Here is a 17,722-nt window from a genome sequence, read left to right as displayed (position 1 = left end):
ATCGATTTATCAAGACCTGGATCTTCGATTAAGTCTTTGTTCACGACTTTACTCAAAACTAATTGATGCCCGATATGTTCTGCGATTGGTACAATTGCAACCGGAATCATTAAGAAAATAACATACCAAGACAAAGTTGGTGTGTAATCTACAAAAGGAATGGTAAAATCTGGAATCATAAACCATTTAGCTTCTATAACAGGATTTAGGTCGACAACTCCCATTGTAATTGCAAAAAGATATCCACCAATAATTCCGACCAAAACTGGAATTACACTCAAAAAACCTTTACTGAAAATTGCTGTAATTATCGTGATAATTAAGGTAACAAAACCAATTGTAACATAGGTTAAATCATATTCGCCTGAAGGATTATTTGTCACCATTTTAATTGCTGTAGAAGCTAATCCCAGACCAATTACCATAATTACTGGACCAACAACAATAGGAGGTAAAAGTTTCATTAACCATTTTGTTCCTGCTGTTGCGATAAATAGTGCGACCAATGAATAGGTAACTCCTACTAAAAAACTACCTACCAAGAAACTACCCGTTGCAATTTCACTTTCTGGGTTTGCTTCTAAAGCTTTCATCGCGATAATTGGATTGATAAAAGCAAATGAAGAACCAAGGTAAGAAGGGACTTTTCCTCGCGTAATTAAGATGAAAACTAAAGTTCCGATTCCGCTCGAAATTAATGCAATTGCTGGAGACATTCCAGTCAAAGCAGGTACTAAAACTGTTGCGCCAAACATCGCAAAAAGATGCTGTATACTTAATAATATACCTTGTCCTAACTTCGGTTTTTCGTCGATAGCTAAGACAATATTTTGGTCATTTTGTTGACTCATTTGTAAAGAAATTGAAATTGTTTTGTTTGAATGCAAAAGTAGCTCAAAACGATTAATAAGTACAGAAATCATATAACTATTTAGCGAAATCTTGTAAATGATTTTGTACCAATTCTTGCGAAATTTGTAATACAAAAATCAATGAATTATGGAAACAAAAGAATTAAAATTCAAAACAAATATAAATTGTAGTGGTTGCGTGAGCAAAGTGAAACCTTTTTTGGATAAGTTAGATGGTTTAGAAGCTTGGGAAGTTGATACCGATAATCCTGATAAAGTTTTGTCTGTAAAAATTAATCAAGCAACAGACGAAGAAATTATTGATACAATTGAGGAAGTTGGTTTTTCAGCTGAATTAATTGAGGAATAGATATTTTTTTAGGTAGAATGACTTATTTTTTGTGATAGTTTAAGTCAATATAATCTCAAGTTAATCTTGTATTGACTTGAGATTTTTTATTTTATTTTTTCGAAATTGTAGAAAGAAAAGTACGCCCATTGCAAGTTGAAGGATGAATAATAAAATAATCCACGTATTCATTTTTGCTGCAAAATCTGATAATTGATTGTATAGTACATCATATTTTTCCACCGAAGTTTCAGCTATATTTTTCACAAAACGTATATCATTCGATTTTTCAATCAGCATAATTTGTTCACCTTTATAACCTTCATTTTTATTCGGAACAAGTTCAATTTGATTCGCGCTTACAAAAAATAGAAAAATACTAATGATTGTAGATAAAAATAATAGAAAATAATTGATGTATTTCATTGGTTACAAAATGTTGTGCAAAGATACATTAACTTTTCTTAGCTTGCTTTATATGCGCTAAATGATGATTGCAATGCCAAGCATAAATCGCAAGATTTGTTTTTAAATCAATCAATTGATTTGTTTCCGGATGACGAAATTTTTTCTCCCAATCGCTTTCAACAAACGAATTTAACAAAACAACCCAACGTTGATGCAGCGCAAATAGCAAATTGACTGAAATGTTGACTTCAAGATTTTTAGAATCTTCTAATTCAGCCCAAATATTTTCCTCGTAAGGTTTTATTGTCGGAACATCTTCGGTTAAAGCTAGTTTAAAACGAATAAAGCTATTCATATGGCTATCTGCACAATGATGCACAACTTGTCTAATTGTCCAGCCTTCTGGACGATATTGCTGTTCTAATTCAGCTTCTGAAAGAGAGGTAATTTCATTCTGAATTTTTTGTGGAAATTCACGAATTGTTGAAATCCATTGTTCAATAGATTCTTTATTAAATGATGCTGGAATTTCAAATTTTCCAATCGGATATTTTAAATTTTCTAGTGTTTTCATATTGTTCTTAAGTTTAAGAAATTTTTACAACTTTACTGATAAAAATTATTCTATTTTGTTAGAACGAGTCACTAACTTTGCAACTTCAAAAAATAATTGTGCAAACCAAACGCATCATAAAATTTGTCACCATACTGATTATTTTTGTAATTCAGTTTTTGTTTCTATTTGCGATAATGAATGAGCGGATAGAACATTATGTTGTGCCATATATTATTGTTGCGATTTGTGCTTTGTTGTTAATTGTTTACCGCAAATTCCCGTTACATCATCACGAATATTCATTTGATCGAAAAACATTAGTTTTATGGATTCCTATAGCGGCAATTATAACGTATTTAATCAATAATCAACTTGGTTTAGGAGGCGTTTTTTCAGCTGGAATTATCGGAACTTTAGGTTCTTTTTTAACGAAGTTTAATCCTCGTTCAGAATATCTAAAACAAATTGCTGGACCTATTTATTGTGGCGCTTTCATTGGAATGACTTCGCTTGATTTTCAGTATGTTTATTGGATGATTATTACGGCAGGAGTTTTTACAGCCTTGTTGTTTTTTGCTACAAAATCGTTATTTGTTGGTGTGGGAGGAAAGCTGGGAACGTTAGCATTTATAGGTGTTTTGTTAAGTATGTTGTTGTTTAAATTAATTGCGGGCTAATGATTATTGAATTTTTAATATTAATGATGTGTTCAATAATAGCTTCATTAACAACGTATGAATTAAATATTCGTTTCAAACAAGGTCCAGTTCGTGCCTCTGCAATGATTGCAATGATTGTCGGTGGATTTTTCTATTTTTTTCCAACAATTTTACCAGAGTTTTATACCAAAAATATTCCGTTGTATGTAATTGGCGGAACTTTCATTGGAATGGTATCATCAACCATAAATATCAGTTATTTTTCGTTAGTTTTTTCTCCAATTTTATTTGCAGTTTTATTGCATTATACGAGCAAAATTTTCAATGGTTATGGAGGTGCATTAGGTACAACGGCTTGCATTTCGTTGATGTGCACAATGGCATTTCCTATTATCACAAAAAATAAAAAGGTAACATATGGTTATCGTCTAATTCGAATTATTTTTAAGAAAAGAAAACGTAAGAAAATTATTAAACGAAAAGTTTAATCAAAACAATTGAAAACAATCTCTCCCAGTGTTTTACTTTTCCAATAATTGATCTGTTTAATTTCTGATTCACCTAATAATTCTAAATCAGAAACGTCTACTTTTTTGTTTAATTCTTTTGGATTTAGAAGGATTAAACTGGAGTTTACCTCTGATTTTAATTGTGAAATTAATTCAATAGGAAAGTCAATAAATTTCAAATCGAAGCATCTATTTTTTTCTACACAAGCAAAGATTAAATAAGTAGAATTTACTATCAAATAAAAATCTTGTTTTGTCTTTTGATAATTAATTTTAATTTGATAAAAGTTAGAAGAATCATTCATTTTCAGAACAACTTCTGTCTTGGTAAATGGATATTTAATTCCTTTCAGAATTTTCTCTAAATCTTCTGTTGTATAATTAGGAGTGGTGTCAAAACCTGTAATTCCTTTTTGTAATTTCATAAATTTTGGTTGTGAATATATTTTTAAAAGTAATATTTATTCCTTCAATTTATATGATTCTCAATTTTAGGAAATTGTTAAATTTTCAAATTATATTTTATGAATATGATATAATTTATTGTGTCATGTTTAACAAATTCATTTTCTTTGTTTCTTTACTTTTGAGAATAACAAAACCATAAATTATTATAACATGAAAAAACTTATATTTTCGGTATGTTTTACAACTATTTCGTGTATTATTTCTTTTGCACAAGCCAAAAAGGAGAACATAAAAGTAATCTACAACACAGATTTTATTTTAGATTTCGATAAGATCAAAAGTAGTATCCCTGCTGCGTATCAAGCGAGTTTCAAAAGTGAAATAGATCGCGGAATTTCGGTGAAATTTGTATTGGAGAGTAATGGTAAAATGTCTTCTTTCAAACCTGAAATTAAAATTGATAATAATCAATCCAATGACAATTCTATTGCGCAGATGATTATTGCTGCAGAAGCAAATCCACAATATAAAGATTATGAAAAAAACGAATTTTATAATGTGAAAGATTTTGGAGTGAAAACCTTTTTGATTAAAGATAAAATCTTTGATTATCAATGGAAAATCACAAAAGAAAAAACAGAAATAGCAGGTTATAACGCGACAAAAGCAGTTGGAATAGATGAGGAAGGAAGAGAGGTGATAGCGTGGTATACAACAAGTTTACCTTATAGAGATGGTCCTTATCGTTATGCAAATTTACCAGGATTGATTGTGAAAGCAGAAATGTCAGAAGATGAGTTCAAGGCTATTTTTACAATGAAAGAAATCGAAATTTTAGATAAAGATATTGTGATTACTTTGCCAACAAAGGGAAAAGTTGTGACAGACAAAGAATTTATGGCGGAAATGAAAGCAATGAATGAACGTCATAAGCAAGTAAATCAAGGAGTTGATAAATAACAAAAGAGAGTTGCAGAAATGTGACTCTTTTTTTGAATAAATATTATTGATTTAATCAATCAATTAAACGAATAATCATTTTAATTTTTGATAATTCTAATCTGTTACTTTTGGAAAAATTAGATATATGACAAAGAAAGGAAATCACTACAAATTAACGTTAGAACAGACCGAATTATTAGACAAAGATGCACCATTACAGGCTCCAATCGTTTTAGATTTTATGAATCATGATGAGATTTTTAAGATTATTGAAATGATAAAATCTAAAAATCCGTTCGAAAATGAAAATCAATCAGTAGAATTTGCAATAGGTTTAAAGTTGTTTTTGGAAGTGGTTATGAAGAATAAAAACAATCCAATTTTTGAGGATTTACTTCCTGCGATAAAAGTTTTTATGCCTAAATTGAAAGAAAATTAAAGTAAAAAAAGATGATTTGGCAAAATGAACTAACAGCATTATTTGGTGTAAAATATCCGATTATTCAAGCACCAATGTTTGGAGTAACGACACCAGAAATGGTTGCTGCAGCGAGTAATTGTAACTGTTTAGGTTCTTTGCCAATTGCTGATTTGGATGCAGAAAATTCATTGAAGCGAATTTATCAAACCAAAAAATTAACGAATAAACCTTTTGCTATCAATATTTTTGCGAACGATATTCCTGAAATCACACCAGAATTAAAGCAAAAGTATAATGCAACAAAAAATAAGTTAATTGAGCTTGCGCGTCTACAAAACTTTGATATCGTTTTTCCTGAGATTGAAGCTGTAAAACCAAATGGTTATAAGGAACAAATAGAAGTAATTTTACAAGAAAAATGTAAAATTTTGAGCTTTACTTTTGGTAATTTTGACGATAATTCTATTAATCGTCTTAAAGAACATGATGTGACATTAATAGGGACTTGTACGACGCTGGAAGAAGCGATACAATTGGAAAAGTCGAATATTGATGTGATTTGTGTGCAAGGAATTGAAGCAGGTGGGCATCGTGGAACATTTAATCCAGATATTTTGCCTCAAATTGGTGGTTTTTCTTTGGTTTCGCAAGTAAAGGATGTTGTAAAAAAGCCGTTGATTTTTGCTGGTGGAATTTATGATACGAAAACACTTTTGGCTGCTAAACAATTGGGTGCAGATGCTTTTCAGATTGGTAGTTTGTTTTTGTGTTCCAATGAAAGTGCTTTAAAATCCTTCGAAAAAGAACGATTAAAAAATGTAAGGGAAAGTGAAATTATCTTGACGAAAAGTTTTTCTGGAAGATATGCACGAGGAATTGAGAATGAATTTATTCATTTATTTGAAAACTCTGAGTTTGTTTTACCTTATCCTTATCAAAATAAATTAACAAATCCGTTGAGAAATGCTTCTAAATTGAACGAAAATACAGCGTTTACTAATTTATGGTTAGGACAATCTTTTAAAAATTTTGAAGAAGATTCTACATCTAATCTTCTTCAAAAATTAATTGATTCTGTGGAAAATTATCAATAATTATCGCATCGATTTTTCAATTCTTCTATCTGGAATTAGCCATAGTAAAGCAATTAAAGCATAAATGACAATACCAATTTCTGGTTTTACAAATGAAATTCCGATTCCAGCCAAATAACCAATACTCGAAGAAATTTCTTTAAAACTTCTACTCACAGATTTCCCAATTATTGATTCTTTTCCTTCTTGTTTTACAGCGATTTTTTCAATAATCATAAATGCTACACTGCTCATAAATAAGACAAATCCATAAAAAGCAACTGGAAAAGTTGAGTCGTAATTTTCGCCCATCCAACCTGTGGAAACTGGTAATAAAGACAACCAAAAAAGCAAGTGCAAATTACTCCATAAAATTCCGCCATTTACTTTCTCAATCGCCTGAAAAAGATGATGATGATTGTTCCAATAAATTCCAACATAAATAAAACTGAACAAATAATTCAGAAATTTTGGGATATAAGGTTTCAAACTCATTATATCATCTCCAAGCGGAACTTTCAGATCCAAAACCATAATGGTAATAATAATTGCAAGAACGCCATCGCTAAAAGCTTCTAATCTGTTTGTAGTCATAGGTTTTATTAGTTTTTTTATTATTCAGAATGATGCTAATTTATCAAAATTATCGTAACAATTAGGGATTTGTTTTAAAATTTCTATTATATTTATTTTCATAATTTTAAACAAAGTTTCTCGTAAATAGAGATAGTTTTATGAATACTTTTATTGCAATTCTGAGAGGTATAAATGTGAGTGGTAAAAAAATCATCAAAATGGATGTTTTAACCAAACTTTTAGAGGAACTTAGACTGGAAAATGTTACCACTTACGTGCAAAGTGGAAATGCAGTTTTTTCGACAAATTTGACTGATATCAAAGAAATTGGAGATTTAATTCACGATAAAATTGTAGAAAGTTTATCTTTTGAAGTTCCAATTTTGATTTTAACCATCGAAAAATTAAAAAACATCATCGAAAATAATCCATTCTTAAAGGATTTTAGCATCGATAAAGAGTTTTTGCATTATACATTTTTAGCCAATAAACCTGAGGAAATAAATACTGAAAAAGTTGAAAATTCGAAAACTGAAGATGAACAATATTTTATTGCTGATGATGTCGTTTATTTGTATTGTCCTTCTGGTTACGGAAAAACAAAATTGACCAATAATTTTTTCGAAAATCTATTTAATGTAAGTGCTACTACACGTAATCAAAATACAACAACTGCTTTATTGCAATTAGCATTGATGAGAGAAAATTAAATTACAGATATAAAAAAAACCGTTATTAATCATTTAATAACGGCTTTTTTATGTTTTTGAATAAAATTATTCAGCGATTAATTTATCTAATAAATCATTAATTTCTTTATCATTCCAATCTCTTGTTTTTGTTTCTTTCAACACAACTTCACCTTTCTTATTTAAAATATATGTTGTTGGAAAAACCTTTGGTAACATATTATTTGAAATTGGACTATTTGGCTCGTAAACTGGCATTGTATAATTATTTTTTTGCAAAAACGGATTAAAAACCGTTGGTTTATCCTGAATTGCAATCAATACAAATTTTACTTTTTGTCCTTTTGCTTCATACAATTTCTGAATTGTTGGCATTTCTGCAACACAAGGAGGACACCAGCTTCCCCAAAAATTTAGGAAAACAACTTCACCACTTTTCTTGAAATCAATCAAGTTTGTATTCGCAGCGCCGTTATGACCAATTAAATCAATATCATAATCACTTTCTGTTAATTCTATATCAGAGCCTGCAACGTGGCTATTGTCTTCCATTTTACCTTTAAAAAATGTCCCAATTGGCGTAAACATAATAGCGACTAAAGCGACAACTACAACGATGGCAAAAATAATTTGCTTATTTCCTTTCATTTTTCTTTTTCAATAAAATCTTACACAAAGATGCGAACAAATAACAAGTTGAACAAATTGAAAAAAATGATTAATTACCGATGTTTTCGTCAATCAAATCTAAAATTTCATTTACAATGTCTTCACCTTTATTGTTGTTGTAATATTTTTGTAAATCTTCGTGAAAATCATCTGCCGAATACGTATCAGGATTACTTTTGAAACGCGCCAACATTTCCATTCCAGCTTGTGGACGAGGACCAAAACGGAAAGCTTCTTCATTTTCTTCATTCACTCCAATAATAATTGGAATAGAAGCCGCTCCATTTGTTTTGTATTTTTCCATCAACTCCAAGTTCTCATCACGTAAAACATAATGCGTCGAAACTTGAAGCGCATTTGCTAATTTCTCTACAACAGGTAAAATTTGAGATGCATCTCCACACCAACCTTCAGTAATTACTAATAATTTTAAATTATTTGAAGTTGATTTAACGCGTGTTTCTTGCGCAGGATTTAAACTGAATGTTTTAAAAATTCTGTTCATGCGTTGCAATCCCAAAGCATAATATTGTACATATTCTTTCGGATCATCGTTTTCGATTTCGTTTTCCAAATCATCTTCAACGCGTGTGATATAATCTTCGTATGATAAACCTTTGTTGATGTATTCTGTTAAATTCATTTGATTCTAATTTGTTACAAATATAAAGCAATTCTACGAGCTTATTTTGTAACAATGATGACATTGTTTATCGTTAAAATTTGGTAAATTGCGACTTTCGAAAGTAGAAAAATGTATCAAAATCCATTAAAAAAAACAATAGAATATTTAAAAGGTGCTGGACCTGAGCGTGCTAAAACACTGCAAAGTGAATTCAGAATTTTTAGATACGAAGATTTGATACAGCATTTTCCTTTTCGTTATGTTGATAAATCGAAATTCTATAAAATTTCAGAAATTTCATCAACAGCAGCCGAAATACAATTGAAAGGTAAAATTGTTAGTTTAGAAGAAATTAACCAAGGAAAAGTAAAACGTTTAGTTGGGAAATTTCAAGATGGAACTGGAACTTTAGAATTAGTTTGGTTCAAAGTTTCTTCTTGGCAAAAGGAGAAATTGAGAAATGATCTTTTCAAAGAAGTTGTCATTTACGGAAAACCAAATGTGTTCAATAATAATTTTAGTATTACACATCCTGAAATTGAATTAGTTGAAGATGCAAAAAATATTCCGCTTGGATTATTTCCTGTTTATCCAAGTACCGAAAAGTTGACGAAAAAAGGAATTACGAATCGTGTTTTTCAAAAAATGATGATGAATCTTTTTGCTGAAAACATCGATATTCCTGAGAATTTACCATTAAATGTTCTCGAACATTATAAATTAGTTGGAAGAAATGATGCGTTAAAAGCAATTCATTTTCCAAAAGATGTAACAGAATTAAATGCAGCAATTCGTCGTCTAAAATTTGAAGAATTTTTCTTTCTAAATCTTTCTAATCTCTCTCAAAAAGCAGTCAATAAACAAAAGAATAGAAGTAATCCTTTTCCAGAAATTGGTCATTATTTCAATACATTTTATAATGAATATTTACCTTTTGAATTGACAAATGCACAAAAAAGAGTGATAAAAGAAATTCGTTTTGATCTTCGTCAACCTGCGCAAATGAATCGTTTGTTGCAAGGTGATGTTGGTTCTGGAAAAACGATGGTTGCGTTGTTAACGATGTTGATTGCAGTTGACAATGGTTTTCAGGCCGCTTTAATTGCGCCAACCGAAATTCTTGCACAACAACATTACGAAAGCATTACAGAATTGCTGAATGGTTTGGATGTTTCGGTAGAATTATTAACGGGTTCGGTGACAAAGAAAAAGCGTCAACCAATTTTAGAAAACCTTGAAAATGGAAACCTTAAAATAATTATCGGGACGCATGCATTGTTAGAAGATAATGTGATTTTTCAGAATTTAGGATTAGCGATTATTGATGAACAACATCGCTTTGGAGTTGCTCAACGTGCTAAATTTTGGAGAAAAGCTAAACTTCCTCCACATATTTTAGTGATGACAGCAACACCAATTCCTCGTACACTTTCGATGACAATGTATGGCGATTTGGATGTTTCGGTGATCGATGAATTGCCAAAAGGACGAAAACCTATTAAAACGCTTCATAAAACGGATGCACATCGTTTGAGTGTTTTCAAATTTATGAAAGATGAAATTGCGAAAGGTCGTCAAATTTATGTGGTTTATCCATTAATTGAAGAATCAGCAAAATTAGAATTGAAAGATTTGATGGATGGCTACGAAAGTATTTCTCGTGCTTTTCCGTTGCCAGAATATGCGATAAGTATTGTGCATGGTCGTCAAAAACCTGCCGATAAAGAATTTGAAATGAATCGTTTCAAAAATAATGAAACGCAAATTTTGGTTGCTACAACTGTGATAGAAGTTGGTGTAAATGTCCCAAATGCTTCTGTTATGATTATTGAAAATTCTGAACGTTTTGGACTTTCTCAATTGCATCAACTTCGTGGTCGTGTAGGTCGTGGTGCGGAACAATCGTATTGTATTTTGATGACAGGTGGAAAATTGAACGAAGTTTCGAAACGTCGTATACAGACGATGTGTCAAACAAATGATGGTTTTCAGGTAGCCGAAGTTGATTTGGAATTGCGTGGTCCTGGTGATATGATGGGAACGCAACAAAGTGGTGTTTTAAATCTTAAAATTGCAGATTTAGCCAAAGACAAAGAGGTTTTGTATGCAGCAAGAAAATGTGTGGAAACTATTCTTTCGCAAGATCCGACACTTTCTTCACCAGTTTACGAACCAACAAAAAAATATTTTATTGAAAATCATAAAGATAAAGTAGGATGGAGTCAAATTTCATAAAATTTAACATTAAGGAAACCATTTGTATATTTTTTGGTATAATTTATGTTTATTAAAAAACAAATACAAAATACTGAATTTTATTAGAAACTTTTAATTTTATCAGTTGTGTTAAATGAAATTAACATTAAAAATTATTTTTAACACAATATTAGCGTCAACCAAAAAATTATAGATTATGATGTACACAAATTTAGAACTTATTAGAACTCCACAAGGAGTAGAGGTTGAAGGAAATTCACTATGGATGTTCAATCAGCATTTGAATTTAATGGTATTAATAGCTAATGAATCGATAAAAATTAAACCTTCTATGTCTTTTCAACGATTTAGAAAAAATTAAATAATATCTCTCAAAACCGCTAAATAAGCGGTTTTTTTTTATTTCTAAAATTCTTCATCATTTTTATTTATTCATTTATTGCGAAATAATATATCACCTTTTTCTTCCTTGTAAAGGATTGGGTTATAATTATTATAAAAATTAATTATATCTAATAGATTTTATAGATTTGATTTATAATTATAACAGATTTAGTTTTGCTCTGTCTTAAAATGATAAATAAAGAATAAAACTATAATTATGATCAAAAGAAGTTTAGTATTAAGTTTAGCATTCCTTTCTACGATTGGATTTGCCCAACAATTAACAACAAACACAGGCGCTCCAGTTGGAGATAATCAAAATTCTAAAACAATCGGAAATAACGGACAAGTTTTGTTGGAGGACATTCATTTAATTGAAAAATTAGCAGCATTTGATCGCGAACGTATTCCTGAACGTGTTGTTCATGCGCGTGGAGCTGGAGCTTTCGGAGAATTTGTAGCTGATAAAGATTTTTCTGATGTGACAATGGCTGATTTCTTGTCAACAGCTGGTAAAAAAACACCATTATTTGTACGTTTTTCAACTGTAACGCATCAACAAGGTTCGCCAGAAACTTATCGTGATCCACGTGGATTTGCTGTTAAATTTTACACAGAACAAGGAAATTACGATTTAGTTGGAAACAATTTACCTGTTTTCTTTATTCGAGATGCAATCAAATTCCCAGATATGGTGCATGCTTTCAGGCCATCTCCTGTAACAAATGGCGCATCTGATCCAAATCGTGTATTTGATTTTTTCTCTAATTTACCAGAGTCTACGCATATGTTAACGTGGTTGTTTTCAGATTATGGAATTCCTGCAAATTTTCGTCAAATGGAAGGAAATGGTGTACATGCTTACAAATGGGTAAATGCAAAAGGTGAAGTAACTTATGTGAAATACAAATGGGTTCCTCAACAAGAAACGAAAAATTTAACACAAGAAGAAGCGAATAAAATTCAATCGACTGAAATAGAACATGCAACATTAGATTTACGTAATGAAATCGACAAAGGAAACTTTCCGAAATGGGATTTATATGTTCAATTATTGAAACGAGAAGATTTTGATAAATTAGATTTCAATCCTGTTGATGTAACGAAAATTTGGCCAGAATCTGTTGTAAAGTTAGTTAAAGTTGGAACAATGACATTGAATGAGAATCCAACGAATTATTTTCAACAAGTTGAGCAAGCAGCATTTGCTCCAGCTACGTTGGTTCCAGGAATTGAAGCTTCTGAAGATAAATTGTTACAAGGTCGTTTGTTTTCCTATTCTGATACACAACGTCATCGTTTAACGGGTAATTTCCAACAAATTCCTGTTAATGCACCAAAAAATAGTGTAAAAACATATAATCAAGACGGTTATATGTCGATCCGTGAGCAAAAAGGTGATGTAAATTATCAACCTTCAACTAATCTTCCTGAGGTTGTAGATAATGCAAAATTCAAGTATTCAAAATCTGTTTTTCCTGCAGGAGCTATAACAACTCAGCATGTCATTGATAAAGAAAATAACTTTGTACAAGCTGGAGATTTGTACAAATCATTCTCTAAAAAAGATCAAGATAACTTAATCAAAAATTTATCTGGAGCTTTAAATTCGGTTAAAAATAAAGTAATTGTTCATAAAATGATTGCACATTTTTACCAAGCAAATACAGAATATGGAACACGTTTGATGAAGGCTACAAATACTTCTATGAGCGATGTAAAGCAATATTTACCAAAATAATTTTTATTGGATTGGAGTCGATTGAGTTTGGCTCCATGACTTTCATAAAATCAATATTATCATGAAAAAGTATATATTTTTAGCCTTATTTCTATTCAGTTTTTCTTCAATTTATGCACAAGATTTGTTTAGTGCGGCGAGAGAAAATAATGTGAAGCAAATAGAAGAATTAATTTCGAATGGAAAACATGTAAATGAAGCAAATCAACGTGGATTTACACCTTTAATTTTAGCGATTTATAATAACAGTTCAGACGCTGCGAAAGTATTATTATCAAAAGGAGCAAATCCTAATGCGCAAGATTTATCTGGAAACAATGCGTTGATGGGAGCCGTCTTTAGAGGATTTCCTGAAATGGTAAATTTACTAATTGCGAATAAGGCTGATGTTAATCAAGTGAATTTTAATGGAGCTTCTGCTTTGATTTTTGCTGTAACATTTGGTCAAAATGAAATTGCCAAAAAACTAATCGAAGCTGGTGCAGATTTAAACATTAAAGATAATAATGGTAAAACTGCTTTAGATCATGCTATTTTACAAGAAAATAAAGAAATGATTGAATTATTATCGATCAAATAATTTTTATATTTTAATCTAATCAAAAAGCCATTCAGAAAAATTCTGAATGGCTTTTTATTATTTTGCAATAAAGACCGGAATATTAACGCGATGCCTTAATTTATTAATCGTTTCTCCAAAAATAAAATCCATAAAACCTCGGTGTCCGTGCGAACCAACAATCAACAAATCTGCTTGATTTCGTTTACAAATTTCAGCAATTGAATTGATTCGATTATTGTAACCTAATTCGATTTTAGTTTCATTAAACAAAGGTCGAATGATCTCTGCATATTGTTCTAAACGTTTCAAATCTGACAGAGATTCTTCATCATTCGTACGCTCTCCCGTGTATTTTGCAGAAGCACTTTCGACAATATGAACCAAAATAATGGTAGATTCTGTAGTAGCTAATTGTGTCGCATAATTGATGACTTTTCGATCCGTTTTCGAAAAATCTAACGCAACAACAATCTTTTTGAAATGTTGATTCGAAATTTCTTCTAACGTAAACTTCTCAAATGGTTCATGAATTTCCTTTTGATGTTCTTCATTTTTCTTCAACATAATTGGAATAAAAAATGTCAGCAATAATAAAACTAAAAGTCCTATTTCTAACGCTATAAGAAAAATATTTAAAGTGTAAGATTCACTATTTGCCATCCATTTATTAACTTCTTCATACACCAATTGCGCATTCAGAAATGAAATAATAAAAGCGATTGTCCATGCAAAAAATTTGGTTGTTGTATTGATTGCAAAATTCCCCATTTTCGCTTTATCACTCACAAAATGAATCAACGGAATTACCGCAAAAGCCAATTGCATACTTAGGATAACTTGACTGAAAATTAGTAAAGAACCGACTTCTTTTTCTCCAAAAATAAGAATGACTACAACTGCTGGAACTACGGCTAATAATCGTGTCAAAATTCTTCTCAAAACAGGATTAATACGTAGATGTAAATATCCTTCCATCACAATTTGTCCAGCTAAAGTTCCTGTAACTGTAGAGCTTTGTCCAGCTAAAATTAAAGCAACTGCGAATAATTTTGGAGCCAAATCTGTTCCTAAAGTTGTCCCCAATAATCTATAAGCATCGCTCAGTTCTGCAACATCGTGATAGCCGTTTTTATGGAATACGGATGAAGCTAAAATTAAGATTGCAGCATTGACAAAGAAGGCTAAATTCAGAGCAATTGCACTATCCCAAAAGTTATATTTGAGTGCTTTTTTGATTGAAAAATCATCTCGTTTTATTTGCCGCGTTTGGACGAGAGCAGAATGTAAATAAAGATTATGAGGCATTACAGTTGCACCGATAATCCCAATACTGATGTACAATGCAGCGCTATTTGGAATAGATGGAATAAATCCTTTTGCAACTTCTCCAAAATCTGGTTTTGCTAAAAACATTTCCGTCAAAAAACATAAACCAATCATTGTGATTAAACCAACAATGAAAAGTTCCATTTTTCGCATGCCTAATTTCTGAAGATAAAGTAGAAGAAAAGTGTCTAAGAAACTGATTAAAACACCATAGATCAAATCTATTCCAAAAAGTAAATTTAGACCAATTGCCATTCCCAAAATTTCTGCTAAATCACAAGCTGCAATAGCTATTTCGGCTAAAATATACAAGATGAGATTCATTCCTTTCGGATAAGTTTCTCGGTTACATTGCGCCAAATCTTTTCGTCGAACAATTCCCAAACGTGTACATAAACTTTGTAATAACAAAGCCATTATGTTACTCATCAATAAAACCCAAATCAAAGTATAACCAAATTGGCTGCCGCCTGCTAAATCGGTTGCCCAGTTTCCCGGATCCATGTAACCAACGCTTATTAAGTAGGCAGGTCCAAAAAAACTTAGGATTTTTCTAAACTTTCCTTTTTTGATTTGAACACTTTCGTGCACATCTTCTAATGATTTGGATTGATTTGGCATTGAATGATATTTCTAATTCAAATTTATGTAAAAATGAATAAAAAAAGCAGTAATAGTAGGAATTACTGCTTTTGAAATAGTGAATGAATAAAATGGATTATATTGACGAAATCGCAAAGGCTAGACCTACGTTTCTTCTTGAAAATTCGTGAATTAATTCATCTAAAACTGTAGCATCATCAATTGTAGATGGAATTGTGAATGGTGTTCCGTCTGCAATTTGAGATAAAGTTTTGCGTAATATTTTTCCGCTTCGTGTTTTTGGTAGTCTGTTAACTATTATAGATGTTTTGAAACAGGCAATTCCGCCAATTTCTTTGCGTAATAAAGCAATCAAATCTTTTTCGATTTCTTCTTCCGATTTTGATGCGTTTTCTTTTGTAACAATCAAACCTATTGGAATTTGACCTTTCAATTCATCTTTAATTCCCACAACCGCACATTCTGTAATATCAGGATGAGAAGAAACCAATTCTTCCATTGTTGCAGTACTTAACCTATGACCAGCGACATTAATAATATCATCAGTTCGACCTGTAATAAATACAAAACCATTTTCATCTTTAAAACCTCCGTCACCAGTTAAATAATGATTTGGAAATTGTTGAAAATAACCTTTTATAAATCGGTGTTCATTTCGCCATAAACTTGTCATACAACCAGGAGGAAGTGGAAGCTGAATCACAATAGAACCTTCTTCTCGCGTATCATTTTCTTGACCTTCGTCGTCAACAATTTTAATATTATAGCCAAAAACAGGCAATCCAGCTGCACCAGGTTCAGGCATTATATTTTCGACTCCAGCACAAATTCCTAACATTGGCCAACCGCTTTCTGTTTGCCACCAATGATCGATTACGGGCAATTTTGAAATTTCTTTTAACCAATAATAAGTAGATGTATCACAACGTTCTCCCGCTAAGAATAAACGTTTCAGACTTGATGTATCATATTTTTGGAATAATTTTCCTTCTGGATCTTCTTTTCGAATTGCTCGAATTGCTGTTGGAGCTGTGAAAACATTTTTGATTTTATGTTCTTCAACCATTCTCCAAAAAGCTCCAGCGTCAGGAGTTTTGATTGGTTTTCCTTCATAAATAACCGTTGTAACACCATAAATTAACGGCGCATAAACGATATAGGAATGTCCAACAACCCAACCAATATCACTTGCAGTAAGAATTGTATCACCTGGTTCTAAATCATAAAAATAGTTCATTGTCGAATTTAGTGCAGTTGCATAACCTCCTGTATCGCGTACGACACCTTTTGGCGTAGAAGTTGTTCCAGAAGTATACAAAATATATAATGGATGTGTACTTGGAACTTCGATAGGTTCTATAGGTTGATGTTGATACATTTCATCATAGGTATGAACGTTTTCTGCTGATAAATCATCGGTGTGATTTGGACGTTCAAAAATGACAATGTTTTTTGGTTTGTAAAGTGTTAATTCAATTGCTTCATCAATCAATGGTTTATAGTTGATTTGACGATTAATTTCTACTCCATAAGACGCAGAAATAATATCATCAGGTTGAGCATCATCAATACGAATAGCTAATTCTGGCGCTGCAAAACCTCCAAAAACAACAGAATGTATTACACCAATTCTCGCACAAGCAAGCATCGCAACAATTGCTTCTGGAATCATAGGCATATAAATAATTGCTGTATCACCTTTTGATAATCCTAAGGATGTAAGACCTCCTGCAAAACGACTTACTTTTTCTAAAAGCTGATTGTACGTAATTTTTTGAACAACTTCTGTAACAGGAGAATCGTAAATTAAAGCAAATTGTTCTCCGCGTCCAGCTTTTATATTTTCCTCCAAAGCCAAACGGCTCATATTTATTTTTCCGTCAACAAACCACGAATAATATCCGTTTTCATTTTGTTTTAAGATTTGTTCAGGGTAAGTTGACCATGCTAATTTCTGCGCTTCTTCTTTCCAAAAAAGTTCAGGTTCTTCAATACTTTTTGAGTATAAAGTTTTGTAATCCATTTATGTGTGTGCTGTGTTTTATTTGTTTTGTTAAGTTAGAAAAATGTTTAGAATTAATAATAAAGTTTAAAATGTTTGTTTTAGGACAGTTAATTATTTATCAACTATACAATAAAAAGTAGTATATAATT

Annotated in this window: 20 protein-coding genes; 11 read left to right on the top strand and 9 right to left on the bottom strand. The window is 31.2% G+C overall.

Annotation, left to right across the window (positions count from 1 at the left end; translation table 11 throughout):
* Positions 1–851, bottom strand: an 851-nt coding sequence (locus N5E64_RS13900) for a solute carrier family 23 protein (protein WP_280038003.1), incomplete at its 3' end; no start/stop codon positions are given.
* 148 nt (positions 852–999) lie between these two features.
* Between N5E64_RS13900 and N5E64_RS13895 the strand changes: the two genes are divergently transcribed.
* On the top strand, positions 1,000–1,221 hold the full coding sequence (locus N5E64_RS13895; RefSeq protein WP_038335762.1) for a heavy-metal-associated domain-containing protein: 222 nt from the start codon (positions 1,000–1,002) through the stop codon (positions 1,219–1,221).
* Between the two features lie 60 nt (positions 1,222–1,281).
* Here the strand turns inward: N5E64_RS13895 and N5E64_RS13890 are convergent, their stop codons facing one another.
* Positions 1,282–1,626 carry a hypothetical protein gene (locus N5E64_RS13890; RefSeq protein WP_038335765.1) on the bottom strand — a complete coding sequence of 115 codons (345 nt, stop codon included), beginning with the start codon at positions 1,624–1,626 and terminating at the stop codon, positions 1,282–1,284.
* A gap of 28 nt (positions 1,627–1,654) precedes the next feature.
* Positions 1,655–2,182 carry a YfiT family bacillithiol transferase gene (locus tag N5E64_RS13885; RefSeq protein WP_280038001.1) on the bottom strand — a complete coding sequence of 176 codons (528 nt, stop codon included), beginning with the start codon at positions 2,180–2,182 and terminating at the stop codon, positions 1,655–1,657.
* A gap of 176 nt (positions 2,183–2,358) precedes the next feature.
* Between N5E64_RS13885 and N5E64_RS13880 the strand changes: the two genes are divergently transcribed.
* Together N5E64_RS13880 and N5E64_RS13875 are read left to right on the top strand one after the other, a co-directional pair.
* Entirely contained in the window at positions 2,359–2,841 is a 483-nt protein-coding gene (locus tag N5E64_RS13880) for a hypothetical protein (protein WP_280038000.1), read from the top strand.
* A gap of 23 nt (positions 2,842–2,864) precedes the next feature.
* Entirely contained in the window at positions 2,865–3,311 is a 447-nt protein-coding gene (locus tag N5E64_RS13875) for a hypothetical protein (RefSeq protein ID WP_219034858.1), read from the top strand.
* Here N5E64_RS13875 and N5E64_RS13870 read toward each other — a convergent pair.
* A complete protein-coding gene (locus N5E64_RS13870; RefSeq protein ID WP_219034859.1) occupies positions 3,308–3,757 on the bottom strand; it encodes a hypothetical protein in 450 nt (149 codons plus the stop codon). The genes N5E64_RS13875 and N5E64_RS13870 overlap by 4 nt on opposite strands.
* A 193-nt stretch (positions 3,758–3,950) precedes the next feature.
* Between N5E64_RS13870 and N5E64_RS13865 the strand changes: the two genes are divergently transcribed.
* The 3 genes from N5E64_RS13865 (at position 3,951) to N5E64_RS13855 (ending at position 6,197) form a co-directional block, all read left to right on the top strand.
* The gene (locus N5E64_RS13865; protein WP_219034860.1) at positions 3,951–4,700 is read left to right on the top strand and encodes a GLPGLI family protein; all 750 of its coding nucleotides are present in this window, start codon (positions 3,951–3,953) and stop codon (positions 4,698–4,700) included.
* Between the two features lie 127 nt (positions 4,701–4,827).
* Positions 4,828–5,121, top strand: coding sequence for a DUF3861 domain-containing protein (locus tag N5E64_RS13860; RefSeq protein ID WP_280037999.1), 294 nt, complete (start codon positions 4,828–4,830; stop codon positions 5,119–5,121).
* Positions 5,122–5,132: 11 nt separating this feature from the next.
* Positions 5,133–6,197: a nitronate monooxygenase gene (locus tag N5E64_RS13855; RefSeq protein WP_280037998.1), complete on the top strand. Its 1,065-nt coding sequence runs from the start codon at positions 5,133–5,135 to the stop codon at positions 6,195–6,197.
* Here N5E64_RS13855 and N5E64_RS13850 read toward each other — a convergent pair whose 3' ends face one another.
* Entirely contained in the window at positions 6,198–6,770 is a 573-nt protein-coding gene (locus N5E64_RS13850; protein ID WP_115000259.1) for a TMEM175 family protein, read from the bottom strand.
* Positions 6,771–6,910: 140 nt separating this feature from the next.
* Here N5E64_RS13850 and N5E64_RS13845 point away from each other — a divergent pair, with 140 nt between their 5' ends.
* Complete coding sequence (locus N5E64_RS13845; protein WP_115000257.1) at positions 6,911–7,462, top strand: DUF1697 domain-containing protein; 552 nt, start codon at positions 6,911–6,913, stop codon at positions 7,460–7,462.
* A 66-nt stretch (positions 7,463–7,528) separates the two neighbouring features.
* Here N5E64_RS13845 and N5E64_RS13840 read toward each other — a convergent pair whose 3' ends face one another.
* A complete protein-coding gene (locus N5E64_RS13840) occupies positions 7,529–8,089 on the bottom strand; it encodes a TlpA disulfide reductase family protein (RefSeq protein WP_180906761.1) in 561 nt (186 codons plus the stop codon).
* 70 nt (positions 8,090–8,159) lie between these two features.
* Positions 8,160–8,753 (bottom strand): thioredoxin family protein, encoded by a 594-nt coding sequence (locus tag N5E64_RS13835; RefSeq protein WP_280037996.1) that lies wholly within the window; start codon positions 8,751–8,753, stop codon positions 8,160–8,162.
* A 111-nt stretch (positions 8,754–8,864) separates the two neighbouring features.
* Here N5E64_RS13835 and recG point away from each other — a divergent pair, with 111 nt between their 5' ends.
* The 4 genes from recG (at position 8,865) to N5E64_RS13815 (ending at position 13,657) form a co-directional block, all read left to right on the top strand.
* The gene (recG, locus tag N5E64_RS13830) at positions 8,865–10,970 is read left to right on the top strand and encodes an ATP-dependent DNA helicase RecG (protein WP_280037995.1); all 2,106 of its coding nucleotides are present in this window, start codon (positions 8,865–8,867) and stop codon (positions 10,968–10,970) included.
* A gap of 178 nt (positions 10,971–11,148) precedes the next feature.
* Complete coding sequence (locus N5E64_RS13825) at positions 11,149–11,313, top strand: hypothetical protein (protein ID WP_181816300.1); 165 nt, start codon at positions 11,149–11,151, stop codon at positions 11,311–11,313.
* A gap of 240 nt (positions 11,314–11,553) precedes the next feature.
* Positions 11,554–13,077, top strand: a complete 1,524-nt coding sequence (locus tag N5E64_RS13820; RefSeq protein ID WP_221854452.1) for a catalase — start codon at positions 11,554–11,556, stop codon at positions 13,075–13,077.
* 61 nt (positions 13,078–13,138) lie between these two features.
* Positions 13,139–13,657 (top strand): ankyrin repeat domain-containing protein, encoded by a 519-nt coding sequence (locus tag N5E64_RS13815; protein WP_115000247.1) that lies wholly within the window; start codon positions 13,139–13,141, stop codon positions 13,655–13,657.
* Between the two features lie 57 nt (positions 13,658–13,714).
* Here N5E64_RS13815 and N5E64_RS13810 read toward each other — a convergent pair whose 3' ends face one another.
* Both N5E64_RS13810 and N5E64_RS13805 read right to left on the bottom strand, forming a co-directional pair.
* Entirely contained in the window at positions 13,715–15,586 is a 1,872-nt protein-coding gene (locus N5E64_RS13810) for an Nramp family divalent metal transporter (RefSeq protein ID WP_038335783.1), read from the bottom strand.
* A 97-nt stretch (positions 15,587–15,683) separates the two neighbouring features.
* Positions 15,684–17,591 carry an AMP-binding protein gene (locus tag N5E64_RS13805; protein WP_280037993.1) on the bottom strand — a complete coding sequence of 636 codons (1,908 nt, stop codon included), beginning with the start codon at positions 17,589–17,591 and terminating at the stop codon, positions 15,684–15,686.
* Positions 17,592–17,722: the final 131 nt, after the last annotated feature.

This window comes from Empedobacter sp. GD03739 (genome assembly GCF_029843245.1).
Lineage (GTDB): Bacteria > Bacteroidota > Bacteroidia > Flavobacteriales > Weeksellaceae > Empedobacter > Empedobacter falsenii_B.
This window is presented reverse-complemented; position numbering and strand designations above follow the sequence as displayed.

Coding starts and splice junctions, on each gene's coding strand:
- N5E64_RS13895 (WP_038335762.1), top strand. CDS start 1,000: ATGGAAACAAAAGAATTAAAATTCAAAACAAATATAAATTGTAGTGGT.
- N5E64_RS13890 (WP_038335765.1), bottom strand. CDS start 1,626: ATGAAATACATCAATTATTTTCTATTATTTTTATCTACAATCATTAGT.
- N5E64_RS13885 (WP_280038001.1), bottom strand. CDS start 2,182: ATGAAAACACTAGAAAATTTAAAATATCCGATTGGAAAATTTGAAATT.
- N5E64_RS13880 (WP_280038000.1), top strand. CDS start 2,359: ATGAATGAGCGGATAGAACATTATGTTGTGCCATATATTATTGTTGCG.
- N5E64_RS13875 (WP_219034858.1), top strand. CDS start 2,865: ATGATGTGTTCAATAATAGCTTCATTAACAACGTATGAATTAAATATT.
- N5E64_RS13870 (WP_219034859.1), bottom strand. CDS start 3,757: ATGAAATTACAAAAAGGAATTACAGGTTTTGACACCACTCCTAATTAT.
- N5E64_RS13865 (WP_219034860.1), top strand. CDS start 3,951: ATGAAAAAACTTATATTTTCGGTATGTTTTACAACTATTTCGTGTATT.
- N5E64_RS13860 (WP_280037999.1), top strand. CDS start 4,828: ATGACAAAGAAAGGAAATCACTACAAATTAACGTTAGAACAGACCGAA.
- N5E64_RS13855 (WP_280037998.1), top strand. CDS start 5,133: ATGATTTGGCAAAATGAACTAACAGCATTATTTGGTGTAAAATATCCG.
- N5E64_RS13850 (WP_115000259.1), bottom strand. CDS start 6,770: ATGACTACAAACAGATTAGAAGCTTTTAGCGATGGCGTTCTTGCAATT.
- N5E64_RS13845 (WP_115000257.1), top strand. CDS start 6,911: ATGAATACTTTTATTGCAATTCTGAGAGGTATAAATGTGAGTGGTAAA.
- N5E64_RS13840 (WP_180906761.1), bottom strand. CDS start 8,089: ATGAAAGGAAATAAGCAAATTATTTTTGCCATCGTTGTAGTTGTCGCT.
- N5E64_RS13835 (WP_280037996.1), bottom strand. CDS start 8,753: ATGAATTTAACAGAATACATCAACAAAGGTTTATCATACGAAGATTAT.
- recG (WP_280037995.1), top strand. CDS start 8,865: ATGTATCAAAATCCATTAAAAAAAACAATAGAATATTTAAAAGGTGCT.
- N5E64_RS13825 (WP_181816300.1), top strand. CDS start 11,149: ATGATGTACACAAATTTAGAACTTATTAGAACTCCACAAGGAGTAGAG.
- N5E64_RS13820 (WP_221854452.1), top strand. CDS start 11,554: ATGATCAAAAGAAGTTTAGTATTAAGTTTAGCATTCCTTTCTACGATT.
- N5E64_RS13815 (WP_115000247.1), top strand. CDS start 13,139: ATGAAAAAGTATATATTTTTAGCCTTATTTCTATTCAGTTTTTCTTCA.
- N5E64_RS13810 (WP_038335783.1), bottom strand. CDS start 15,586: ATGCCAAATCAATCCAAATCATTAGAAGATGTGCACGAAAGTGTTCAA.
- N5E64_RS13805 (WP_280037993.1), bottom strand. CDS start 17,591: ATGGATTACAAAACTTTATACTCAAAAAGTATTGAAGAACCTGAACTT.